The organism is Stenotrophomonas sp. YJH_SMC_37, from assembly GCF_059370035.1.
In genome coordinates, this window is record NZ_JCAFTG010000020.1 from 43,557 (window position 1) to 55,436 (window position 11,880).

Genomic DNA, 11,880 nt, shown 5'->3' on the forward strand with positions numbered 1-11,880 from the left:
GAAAGGCGGCCGGCGGCAGTTCGGCATCATCGAGGAGCAGTTCATGTCTTCTGCATTGAAGGTGGTGGCAGTGGTGGGGTCACCGACCAGCTCGGCGACGTCGCGCACGTTGCTGCTGGTGCGGCACTTGTTGGCGTCGTTGCAGCAGCGGGTGCATGCCAGCGTGGAGCTGGTGGAGCTGGCGCCGATCGCGCGTTCGCTGGGGCAGTCGCTGTCGCGCGATGAAGCGGAGCCAGCCGTAGAGCAGGCACTGCAGGCAATCGAGGCGGCCGGGCTGCTGGTGGTGGCGGCGCCGGTGTATCGCGGTTCCTATCCCGGGTTGTTCAAGCACCTGGTCGATTTCATCGGGCTGGAAGCGCTGGTGGATACGCCGGTATTGCTGGCAGCGACCGGCGGCAGCGAGCGCCATGCGTTGGTGATCGACCACCAGTTGCGGCCGTTGTTCAGTTTCCTGCAGGCGCACACGCTGCCGATCGGGGTGTATGCCACGCCTGCCGACTTCGATGGCGAGCAGATCAACAGTGCAGCCTTGCAGGCGCGCATCGCACTGGCGGCCGAGCGCGCGGCAGGGCATCTGGCTTCGCAGGCGCTGGCGGTACCGGCGCCGCTGCGAAGGATCGCCTGACGGCATAACCGGCGGCGCTTTGCTTATGGCCAAGGCGCATCTGCATGGCCGGATCTGACCGCCGATTGTCGCCTGGCATCGCCGTGCCGACCGCCGTCATCTCTAGCATCGATATCGAAGCGGCATCGCATTGCCGCCCCCCGATGAGGACGACCCCGTGAGTCTGGACGCAACCGACAAGCCCATCCTGTTCCTGCTCGACCGTGAGTTCGAGGACGGACAGATTCCCGGCCAGCGTTTCTTCTGCCGGCACAGCCTGTTGCTGGAAGGTGCGCTGTCGAGCATCGACGGCCTGGACGCGCAGCTGGACGTGCGCCGCATCGGTTTCGCACGGCCGCGCCGGGAGGTGATCGCCGAGATCGGCGAGCAGGACCAGTCGCTGCCGAAGCTGGTGCTGCCGCAGGGCGTGCGCAGTGACCTCGCGAGTGGCGTGCACCAGGACCGCCAGTACATCTCCGGTGCCGAGCCGATCCTGGCCGCGCTGAACGGGTTGCTCGGCATCCCCGTGGCCCATCCCTGAGCGAGGACGCGACCATGAGCTATCAGATCAGCGTGTTGGACAAGAGCCCGGTGGCCGAAGGCGCCTCGCCGGAGCAGGCGCTGCGCAACAGCCTGCAGCTGGCACAGCGCGCCGAACAGCTGGGCTATCACCGCTACTGGTTTGCCGAGCACCACGCCGCGCCGACGTTGGCGAGTCCCGCACCGGAGGTGCTTGCGGCGTGGGTGCTGGCGCAGACCCGGCGCATCCGTGTCGGCAGCGGCGGGGTGATGCTGCGCCACTACGCGCCGTACAAGGTGGCGGAGAACTTCAACCTGCTGGCAGCGTTGGCGCCAGGGCGCGTGGATCTGGGCGTGGGCAAGGCACCGGGCGGCCTGCCAGCGTCGACTGCCGCGCTGGCGGCCGGGCGCCCGGGGTTCGCCGACTTCGACCAGCAACTGCGCGATCTTGAGGGCTATCTGTCCGGCGCCGAAGCCGATGTGCTGGCGCGGCCGATTCCGCAGCAGGCGCCGGAGCGCTTCCTGCTCGGTGCCAGCCCGCAGAGTGCACGGCAGGCGGCCGAGCTGGGCTGGCGCTTCGTCTACGCCGCGCACTTCGACGGTGACCCGAAGCACATCGAGGCCGCGTTCGACGCCTACCGCAGCGTCGCCTCGCAGCCGCCGCTGCTGGCCACGGTGGCCTTCGCCGCACCGACTGCGGAAGCCGCTTCGCGCCATATCGGTGCGCTGCGCGTCTACAAGCTGCACCTCGGTCCCGGGCAGGCGGTGAACCTGCCCAGCGCCGAGGCAGCTGCCGAGTACGCGCACCAGGTGGGGGTGGCCGACTTCCGCATCGAGGAGACGCGCCCCAGCGTGCTGTCCGGTGATGCGCAGCACGTGCGCGGCGAACTGGATGCGTTGCACCGGCGTTTCGGCGTGGGCGAGTTCATCCTCGATGCGCCGGTGGCCGACCTCGACGCACGCCTGACATCCCTTGAACTGCTGTCGCCCGCGCCGCGCGCGGCGGTGGCCTGACCTGCAGGAGCGATTCCCATGAGCACCACCCCGCGCCACATTCCGTTCGGCATCATGCTGCAGGGCCCCGGCAGCCACATGCATGCCTGGAAGCATCCGTCCAACCCGGCCGATGCCAGCGTCAACCTGCAGTTCTACATCGACATCGCGCGCACTGCCGAGGAAAACGGCATCGCCTTCGGCTTCGTTGCCGACGGCCTGTACATCAACGAAAAGTCCATCCCGCACTTCCTCAACCGCTTCGAGCCGATCTCGCTGCTCTCGGCGCTGGCCACGGCAACGAAGAAGATCGGCCTGGCGGGCACGCTGTCGACCTCGTACAGCGACCCGTTCACTGTCGCCCGCCAGTTCGCTTCGCTGGATCTGCTCAGTGGTGGTCGTGCTGGCTGGAACGTGGTGACCTCGCCGTTGGAAGGTTCGGGTCGCAACTATGGCCGGCCGCACCCGGAGCATGCGCTGCGCTACCAGATCGCCGACGAATATCTGGAGGTGGTACAGGGGCTGTGGGATTCGTGGGATGACGACGCCTTCGTGCGTGAGCGCGACAGCGGCACCTTCTTCGCACCGGAGAAATTCCGCCGCCTCGACCACAAGGGCCGCTTCTTCCAGGTGGAAGGCCCGCTCAACATCCAGCGCTCGCCACAGGGCCAGCCGGTGATTTTCCAGGCGGGTTCTTCCGATGATGGCATCGCGCTGGCCGGGAAGTACGCCGATGCGGTGTTCACCCATTCGCCGTCGCTGGAAGAAACCCGCGCGTTCACCCAGAAGGTGAAGAACTCGGCGATCGCCCACGGCCGCAGCGGCAATGACGTGAAGATCTTCCCGGGCATCGGCCCCATCGTCGGCCGCACTGCCGAGGAGGCCGAGGCCAAGTACCAGGCGATTGCCGCGTTGGCCACGCTGGAGGATGCACTGGCGTACCTGGGGCGCTTCTTCGATCACCACGACTTCAGCCAGTACGACCCGGATGCACCGTTCCCGGAGCTGGGTGACATCGGCAGCAATTCGTTCCGTTCCACCACCGACCGCATCAAGCAGGATGCGCGTGAGAAGGGCCTGAGCCTGCGCCAGGTGGCGTTGGAAGCGGTGAGCCCGCGACCAAACTTCATCGGCACGCCGGAGCACGTGGCCGATGAGCTGATCCGCTGGTTCGACGCCGGTGCCAGCGACGGTTTCATTCTTGGATTCGCCGCGCAGCGCGAAGGCCTGGACGATTTCGTGACCCAGGTGCTGCCGATCCTGCAGGCGCGCGGCTACCACCAGCGCGAGCTGGAAGGACAGACCCTGCGCGAGCATCTGGGCCTGCCGTACAAGGCCAGCCGCTATTCGACCGACGCCGAGCCGGCGCGGAAGGCGGGGTAGGGCGATGAGCGGAGAGAACTCGGTAGCGCCGGGCCATGCCCGGCTGGATTCCGCGTCCATCGGCGTGCTGCCGGAAATTGCAGCACGCGCCGAGGCCGCCATCGCGATCCGCCATGACCTGCACCGCCACCCGGAGCTGGCCTTCGAGGAGCACCGCACCAGCGCCCGTGTGGCCGAGTTGCTGCAGCAATGGGGCTATGAGGTGACCACCGGTCTCGGCGGCACCGGCGTGGTCGGCACGTTGCAGCGTGGGCAGGGCGGCCGTCGGCTGGGGCTGCGTGCGGACATCGATGCCTTGCCGATCCACGAAGACTCGGGGCTGGCCTACGCCAGCCAGACCGACGGCCTGATGCATGCCTGCGGTCATGATGGTCACACCGCCATCCTGCTGTCTGCGGCGCATTACCTGGCCCATCACGGCAATATCGACGGGACCTTGCAGTTGGTGTTCCAGCCAGCCGAGGAAACCGGCTCGGGTGCATCGAAGATGATTGCCGACGGCCTGTTCGAGCGCTTCCCGGTGGATGCGATCTATGGGCTGCACAACTGGCCCGGCGTACCGGTCGGCCACTTCGGCTTCGTCGATGGTCCGGCGATGGCATCGGTGGACTGGGCGCGGCTGAAGGTGATCGGCAAGGGCGGACATGGTGCCGAACCGCAGGGCAGCGTCGACCCGATCCTGGCGGCGGCGCACATCGTCACCGCGCTGCAGAGCGTGGTGTCGCGCAATGTCGATCCGCGGCAGATGGGGGTGGTGACCGTCGGTTCGATCCACGGCGGGCAGGCCGCCAACGTGATTCCGGACGTGGTCGAGCTGAAGCTGACCGTGCGCGCCTATCTACCGGAGGTGCGCGATACCCTGCGGCGCCGGGTCACCGAGATTGCCGAACAGACCGCCGCCGCGTTCGGTGCGCGCGCCGAGATCGAATTCCCGCGCGGCTTCCCCAGTGTGATCAACCATCCGCAGCAGACCGCCTACATCCGCGAGGTGGCCGTGCAGGGCTTCGGCGCCGCACAGGTGGTGCCCGACTTCGCACCGCGCACGGCCAGCGAGGATTTCGCCTTCCTGCTGCAGGCGCGGCCGGGCAGTTTCGTGTTCGTCGGCAACGGTGACAGTGCACCGCTGCACAGCCCGCGCTATGTGTTCAACGACGCGGCCATTGCCCCCGCCGCCAGCCTGTGGGCGCGACTGGCCGAAGATTACCTGGTGAAGGACGCGACATGAGCCACGACGAACGCTTCCTCTATACCTCGGTGGATGATCCGCTGGCGCGGCCCCTGTTCGATGGCCTGGAGCAGGAGTACGACAGTCGCTACGCCGACGTGCGTCGCCGCATCGGCGGCAGCGCCCGCGAGGAGCTGCAGCGCTACCCGGCGCAGGCCTTTGCGGCCCCGGTGGGCGCCTTCGTGCTGCTGCTGCGCGACGGGGTGGCGATTTCCGGCGGTGCGTTCATGCCGCACCGCGATCCGGATACCGCCGAATTCAAGCGCATCTGGACACTGCCCGGGCTGCGTCGCCAGGGCATTGCGCGGCGCGTGCTGCAGGAGCTGGAAGAGCAGGCGGCGCGGCAAGGGTACCGGAGGGTGTTCCTGACGACCGGCTTCCGCCAGCCGGAAGCTGTTGGCCTGTACCTGAGCCACGGCTACACCGCGTTGTTCGATCTGGAGGCCGACCCGGAAACCGTTGCGCATCTGCCGTTCGAAAAGCACCTGCGGGCGACGACGCCTGTCGTTACCGCTGCACAGGCACTGCTGCACGGAGCCCACGCATGAGCACACCGTCGACCGCGCTGGAGGGCATCGCCGCTCGTCCGGCGCCCGGACCGGCACTGAAGATCGTGCCGGCCCGGCATCCGCTGCAGGTCTTCGGCACGGTGCTGGCACTGGCGCTGATCCTGATCGGGCTGCAGTCCGTGCTGGGCAATCCGCGCTGGGGTTGGGGCACCTTCGCCGAGTGGTTCTTCGCACGCCCGGTGTTGGAAGGCCTGGGTCGCACGCTGCTGCTGACCGCGCTTGGCACCGGCCTCGGTTTCGCGCTGGGTACGCTGCTCGCGCTGGCACGCGTCTCTGGTTCGCCGCTGCTGTCGGCGGTGTCGTGGGGCTATGTGTGGTTGTTCCGTTCGATCCCGTTGCTGGTGCTGTTGTTGTTGCTGAACAACCTGGGCTACCTGTACAGCACCATCGAACTGGGCGTGCCGTTCACCGGCATCAGCCTGTTCTCGTACCCGACCACGCAGCTGATCGGTGTGTTCACCGCCGCGGTGCTGGGCCTGACCCTGAACCAGGCGGCGTTCTCGGCGGAGGTGATCCGCGGTGGCATTCTTTCGGTCGACCACGGCCAGTACGAGGCCTCGGCCGCGCTTGGCCTGCCGCGGGGCCGCCAGGTGCGCCGCATCATCCTGCCGCAGGCAATGCGCTCGATCCTGCCGGCCGCGTTCAACGATGTGATCGGCCTGGCCAAGAGCACCTCGGTGCTCTACGTGCTGGCGCTGCCGGAGCTGTTCTACACCGTGCAGGTGATCTATCGGCGCAACCTGGAAGTGGTGCCGCTGCTGATGGTGGCCACGGTCTGGTACCTGGTGATCCTGACCGTGTTGTCGCTGCTGCAGCGGCGCGTGGAACAGCGCTTCGCGCGCGGCCAGCTGCAGCGCGAGCGCTCGGTGTCGCGGGTGTCGTCACCGGTGCGGACATCCAGTGATGCTGCGCCGCGCGTGGCCAACCGCCCGCGCATCGCCACCCAGGTCGAAGCGGGCCAGGGCGCGGCGGTGTCGCTGCACGGCGTAGGCAAGGTGTTCGGCGATCAGCCGGTGCTGGAAGACGTGAACCTGGACCTGCGCGCCGGCAGCGTGACGGTGCTGATCGGCCCGTCCGGTGCCGGGAAATCCACGCTGCTGCGGTTGATCAACCACCTGGAACGCGCGGACAGTGGTTACGTGACCGTCGGCGGCCAGCTGATCGGTTACCGCCGCGAGGGTGACACGTTGTACGAACTTCCCGAGCGCGAGATCCGCCGTCGGCGTGCCGAGGTGGGCATGGTGTTCCAGGGCTTCAACCTGTTCCCGCACCTGACCGCATTGGAGAACATCATCGAGGCGCCAATCGCGGTGCGCGGCGTGCCGCGTGCGCAGGCCGAGCGGCAGGCGCGCACGCTGCTGGAGCGGGTCGGCCTGGCCGACAAGGCCGGTGCGTTCCCGCGCCAGCTGTCCGGTGGCCAGCAGCAGCGCATCGCGATTGCCCGCGCGCTGGCGCTGCAGCCGAAGGTGCTGCTGTTTGACGAACCCACGTCGGCGCTGGACCCGGAACTGGTGGCGGAGGTGCTGAGCGTGATCGAGGAACTGGCCCGTTCGGGTACCACGCTGGTGATCGTCACCCATGAGCTGAGCTTCGCCCGCCGCGTGGCCGACCACGTGGTGATGATGGACCAGGGGCGGGTGATCGAGCAGGGCACGCCCGAGGCCCTGTTCGAGCGCCCGCGCCAGCAACGCACCGCCGATTTCCTGGCCAAGACCCTGTAACCCCGGAAGGAACATCATGAGCCCTGCAGTACCGCGTCGCCCCTCGCGCAGCACCCTGTTGATCGTGGGCGTGCTGGTCATCGGCATCGCCGGCATCGTCTACTCGCGCGCGCGCCAGGCCCCGGAGGCTGCCGCTGTGGCCGCGGCCAGCCTGGCCGGCACCAACACCGCCGTGCTGAAGGGCACGCTCGACCCGAAGGCGCAGGCCTTGATTCCTGCGGGCTACCGCTTCGTCACGCCGGGCGCATTCACCGTGGCGACCCACCCGGGGCAGCTACCGCTGGCCGACTACGGCGCCGACAGCAAGGACGTGGTCGGCATCGAACCGGACATCGCGCGGCTGATCGCGGATGCTTTGGGCCTGAAGCTGGTGATCGTGCCGGTGGCCTGGGCCGACTGGCCGCTGGGGCTGGAGTCAGGCAAGTACGATGCGGTGCTGTCGAACGTGACGGTCACCGAGGAACGCAAGAAGAAGTTCGATTTCTCCAGCTACCGTTACGACCTGCTGGGCATCTACACGCGCAGCGACGGGCCCATCCAGAAAATCGAAAAGCCCGCCGATGTGGCCGGGCTGAAGGTGGTGGTCGGTGCCAGCACCAACCAGGACCAGATCCTGCGCCAGTGGGACCAGCAGAACATCGCGGCGGGATTGAAGCCCGTGGAATACCAGTACTTCGATGACGCGGTGGTCGGCCGATTGGCGGTGATCACCGGCCGCGCCGATGTCTCGTTCGAGCCCAATGCTACCGGCGCCTATTCGGCGCGCGACGGCAAGGTGCGGCGTGTGGGCCTGTTCCCAGGGGGATGGCCGAATGCCGCAGCGATCTCGGTGACCACGCGCAAGGGCAGCGGCCTGGCCGACGCGGTGACGCAGGCGCTGAACACCCAGATCGGCAGCGGCACCTATGCGCAGGCGCTGAAGCGATGGAATGTGGCCGAGGAAGCGGTGCCGCAGTCGCAGACCAATCCGCCGGGGTTGCCGACGCTGCAATGACGCCGGGCGTGGCCCGGCGCTACTTCCGTCTTTGTAGAGCCGAGCGATGCTCGGCTGCTCTACCAACGCGCCTCCAGTGTCCGGAACGGTTTCGCCAAGCGCACGCCCTCGGCGTCGAAGTCGGAAACGCTACTCCCATCCACACGCACCGTCTTCGGCATGGTGCGCGCCGGCCACCAGACCTTCACTGCCGTCCCGCTGCGCAACCCCTTGCCCAGCGTGACCGTCAGCATGCCGTCGCGCTGCCGCGCCTGCATCTGCAACGTGCCGTACGCGGTCGGCAGGCGTTCCACCGCCAATCCACCCCCCGCCACCCACGAAGGTGGCGTACCTGGCAGCAGCGACAACGCATCATCGTCTTCGCGCATCAGCATGCCGAACAGCGTGCGGCCGTATTCGGCGCCGATCCAGGTGTGCGGCATGTCGCCCAGGTAGCGCGGGAAGCGCAGCCGTGAATGCACTACTTCGGCCAGCACCTGCCACTCAAGCGGGCGCCGATCATGCAGAAGCCCCTGCAGCAGCTCATCGGCCACCTGTGGCTGGCCGAGGTGCACATAGCTCAGCACGTTGCGGATCTCGTACGGGGTGTACGCGTACAACGCACCAGGCTGGCTGCGCTTGCGCACATCGTCCAGATAGCGCGCGAAGGTGGTCCGCAGCGCCTCGGCGGGCAGCACGCTCTGTGCGCCGGTCGGGTCCAGTGCGATCGATACGCCGGTGGGATCGCCATCGCCCAGGTCGGCCGAGGAGGGAATGAAGTCGATGCCCTTCCACGCCATCGTCGCCCGGATCGAGGCATGCAGCGCGTCGTAAAGCAGTTTGTACTGTTCGCGTGCCCACGCTGCGGTCTCGTGGTCGCCGAGCGATTCGGCCAGCCACGCGCCGTCGTGCCAGCCCTTCAGGCCCCAATAGTCGTCCCAGTAGCTGTGGGTGGGAGACGGATAACCCTCATGGCTGATCGACGGCGCAAGAATGCCCGCGAAGCGCTCCGGCGCTGGTTGGTCGGCCTTGTAGCCGGGCGCCAGCGTGCGTTCGCGCAGTTCCTGCAGGAAGCGCAGCGCTGCCTTCACTTTCGGCAGATAGGCACGTACCGATTCGGGTCCGCCATCGAGGCGCGCGACATCGGCCACCAGCGTCACGTACTGGCCCTGGCTGTCGTACTCGATGTCCGAGCCGAAGCCGGTATTGACGCTGCCATCGTCGTTGAGGATCGGCGAGACCAGGCCGTTGGCATGCACCCCGTGTTCGCTGTACCAGGCCAGGTAGTCGCGCGCGACGCGTGCTTCGCCCATGCGCAGCAGCACCGCCGAGGTGGCCATGCCGTCGCGGATGAAAGAGCGGTTGTAGTTGCGCGGGCCGGGCTGCATCGCCGGGCCGGTCTGGTTGATCAGCATGTAGGCGGCCTGCGCACGCAGCATGTCGACCAGTGAGGGATCGGGCAGGCGCAGGCCGACCTGGCCCAGCCGTGCCTGCCAGTCCGCGGAGGCCTGCGCGGCCAGGGAATCGAACGCCGCATTGGATTCGCGGGGCAGCGTGGCTAGATCGAGCGCGGGCGCTTCGGGCAGTGCGCCCTTGGTATCGGCGGCGGTAGTACCCAGCGGGAACGCGACCACGATGGCATCGCTGGCCCCCGGTGCCAGTGATACGCGGTAGTTCAACGCAGCCGAGGCAAGACCCTCGTCGTCGCGCGCCTGTTGCGTGGAGGGCAGCTGGCCGGCAGCGAGGGTCGCGGTGATTTCCGTTGCGCCATCCTTGCCGAACGGCGCCGCGCCGGACGCAGCCACCGGCGTGAGCGACTGCAGCAGCGTGCGTCCATTGACGCGCACGGCCTGTCCATCGATCGCCACATCGCGGATCGGTGACAGCCCGCCGTTCTGCCACGGCGGATTCATCTGCATCGGGCGCACGACCAGGCTGAGCGTGCCTTCGATCCTGGCGCTGCCCGTGTTGTGCAGGCGATGCCGCAAGAACGTTACCGGCTGGCCGTCGCGCTCGATGGCGAATACCTCGCTGCGCACCTCCAGGCCGGGCTGCGGTGACCACGTAGCGGAGGGCATCGGTTTCCAGCCATCCCGCAACGCGTGCTGTATCGGCTGTCCTGCCGCGCCAGCGGCACGCCCGTCAGCGCCACGCCAGATCGGCTGCACCAGCGGCGCGCCCTTGAAGGCTTCCAGATTGCCGTATTCGTCGAAGATCGATTTCTGTCGTCCTGCGTGCACACCGACGGCGGTCCAGTAGGTCTGCTGCATCTGCAGCGATGCCGGGAACAACGCGCGCTGAGCGCCGCTGGCGGTGATCTGGTATCGCTTCATCGGCGTCATTACCGCCTTTGGCCCGAGCAGGCGCAGTCGCGCGACCTGCGGTGCGGGGCCGTCCACGCTCAGCCGGAACGCACGCAGGGGTTGTGCCGTGTCAGCAGCCAGCCAGCTTTGCCGATGATTGGCCGCCTGTGCATCGTGTGCGACGTCCTGCCAGCGGCCCTGTGCATCCTGCGCCTGCAGTCGCGCAGCGCCGCGCGCGCCATCGGCCCAGTCGACCACCAGGCCAGCCGTGGATTGAGCCTGCGGCAGCGTGATCTCGAGCGCATGGGATCCACCTTTTCCGGCCGGAACCGCAACGGTGCCGCCGCCTTGCCAGAGCGCGGCTGCCTGTGTTGCATCGACATCGGCGATGCGTGCGCTGAGCGTGCTGTCCAGCGGCTCCAGCTCGAAGATCGACACGCCCCAGTCGGAGGTGCGCTGCGGACTGGCCAGTCGTAGATAGCGCGCCTGCCGCGGCGCGAAGTACAGCGTTTCCACATCGCCCAGTGAATCGGCCATCGTGTACGCGGTCTGCCACTGCATGCCATCCATTGAGGTCTGCAGTGAATAGCCTTCCGGGTTGGAGACATCCCAGGTGAGGCGGGCGCCCGCCAGCTGGGTGGGCGCGCCCAGGTCGATCTGGAACCAGTGGCCGGGGCTGAAGGCGCCGCCGGTGACGGTCTTCGGATCGCCGTCGATCAGGTGGCCGATCGCCATCGCCGGCACCTGCTGCGAGGAACTGCTGGCCTGCCATTGGCTGCGCGGGGGGAGGGTCTGTGCCTGTGCGGCAGCGGCGAGGGCGGCCAACAGCAGGGTGGCGGCAGCTCGCCACGGAATGGCTGAGCGGGAGACCTTGGAGCGTTCGGCGCGCAATGTCATTACGTACAGCCTCGCAGGTTCGGCAGGTATCGGGCGAGCGCTACGCTAGCAAGGTATGTAATCGGTTACATGACGCGCTGCAATAGGTTGCGGATGATCCCCGGTCGCCTCCTTCGTGGGCTTGAGTCACGATTCATCGATGGGACTGACGCATGTGGCTCTGGACGCCTGCAGGCTAGGTCATACGCTGATTGATAGCGACCTCAGGTCTGAAATGGATTGATGGTGGAATTCAGCTTCACGCTGATGTATCGGGTGCCCGATACCGGAGAAGATCTCAGTGCATTTGAGCGATGTCTTGCAGAGTCGGGATGTGACGATGCATTGCTGGGCAGCGGTTTGCCGGGCATCTTGGCGTTGCGATTCTGGCGAGAGGGAACGGCCGCAAACGATGTCGCGCGTGACACATGCGCGCAGGTCCAGAAGGCGCTCCCGGAAGCCGAGTTGATAGCGGTGCATTCTGATGTCAGCGATGCTGCCAGCGTCTCTACCTGCAGTTTCGCCAGAGCTGAGCCTGCTTGACTTCCACTGAACACGTTTCAGAAGCAGCCCAGCATGGCTTGTATGTTCCTCCCGGCTCCTACGCGGTATGTAGGAGCCAGGGTGGAGGGACCGTCAACATGATATCTGCGGATAGCAGCCGACAGACGAGCCGAGCGATCCCCATCCCGCACCTTAACGTCGATAAAGGAT

The 11,880-nt window shown here is 67.2% G+C and carries 10 protein-coding genes; 9 read left to right on the plus strand and 1 reads right to left on the minus strand.

All coding sequences use genetic code 11. The features are described 5' to 3' along the window. Positions 1 to 43: 43 nt before the first annotated feature. From msuE to AC5P8J_RS19380, 8 genes are all read left to right on the plus strand, one after another. Positions 44 to 625, plus strand: a complete 582-nt coding sequence (gene msuE / locus AC5P8J_RS19345) for an FMN reductase (RefSeq protein WP_024956916.1) — start codon at positions 44 to 46, stop codon at positions 623 to 625. A 157-nt stretch (positions 626 to 782) separates the two neighbouring features. After that, complete coding sequence (locus AC5P8J_RS19350) at positions 783 to 1,145, plus strand: DUF3088 family protein (protein WP_005409341.1); 363 nt, start codon at positions 783 to 785, stop codon at positions 1,143 to 1,145. Between the two features lie 14 nt (positions 1,146 to 1,159). Next, the gene (locus tag AC5P8J_RS19355) at positions 1,160 to 2,137 is read left to right on the plus strand and encodes an MsnO8 family LLM class oxidoreductase (protein WP_495213892.1); all 978 of its coding nucleotides are present in this window, start codon (positions 1,160 to 1,162) and stop codon (positions 2,135 to 2,137) included. A gap of 18 nt (positions 2,138 to 2,155) precedes the next feature. After that, entirely contained in the window at positions 2,156 to 3,499 is a 1,344-nt protein-coding gene (locus AC5P8J_RS19360) for an LLM class flavin-dependent oxidoreductase (RefSeq protein WP_227854321.1), read from the plus strand. Between the two features lie 4 nt (positions 3,500 to 3,503). Then, complete coding sequence (locus tag AC5P8J_RS19365) at positions 3,504 to 4,724, plus strand: M20 aminoacylase family protein (protein WP_180832271.1); 1,221 nt, start codon at positions 3,504 to 3,506, stop codon at positions 4,722 to 4,724. Continuing rightward, positions 4,721 to 5,272, plus strand: coding sequence for a GNAT family N-acetyltransferase (locus AC5P8J_RS19370; RefSeq protein ID WP_021202883.1), 552 nt, complete (start codon positions 4,721 to 4,723; stop codon positions 5,270 to 5,272). Before AC5P8J_RS19365 ends, AC5P8J_RS19370 begins: the two co-directional genes overlap by 4 nt. Next, complete coding sequence (locus AC5P8J_RS19375) at positions 5,269 to 7,014, plus strand: amino acid ABC transporter permease/ATP-binding protein (protein ID WP_495217065.1); 1,746 nt, start codon at positions 5,269 to 5,271, stop codon at positions 7,012 to 7,014. The genes AC5P8J_RS19370 and AC5P8J_RS19375 overlap by 4 nt, the downstream gene beginning before the upstream one ends. Before the next feature lie 16 nt (positions 7,015 to 7,030). Then, positions 7,031 to 8,008, plus strand: a complete 978-nt coding sequence (locus AC5P8J_RS19380) for an ABC transporter substrate-binding protein (protein ID WP_495213895.1) — start codon at positions 7,031 to 7,033, stop codon at positions 8,006 to 8,008. Between the two features lie 59 nt (positions 8,009 to 8,067). On the opposite strand, the gene AC5P8J_RS19385 is transcribed toward AC5P8J_RS19380, so the two are convergent. Continuing rightward, entirely contained in the window at positions 8,068 to 11,187 is a 3,120-nt protein-coding gene (locus tag AC5P8J_RS19385; protein ID WP_495217067.1) for a discoidin domain-containing protein, read from the minus strand. Between the two features lie 222 nt (positions 11,188 to 11,409). Here AC5P8J_RS19385 and AC5P8J_RS19390 point away from each other — a divergent pair, with 222 nt between their 5' ends. Further along, positions 11,410 to 11,709 carry a hypothetical protein gene (locus AC5P8J_RS19390; protein WP_197576056.1) on the plus strand — a complete coding sequence of 100 codons (300 nt, stop codon included), beginning with the start codon at positions 11,410 to 11,412 and terminating at the stop codon, positions 11,707 to 11,709. The last annotated feature ends 171 nt before the right edge of the window (positions 11,710 to 11,880 follow it).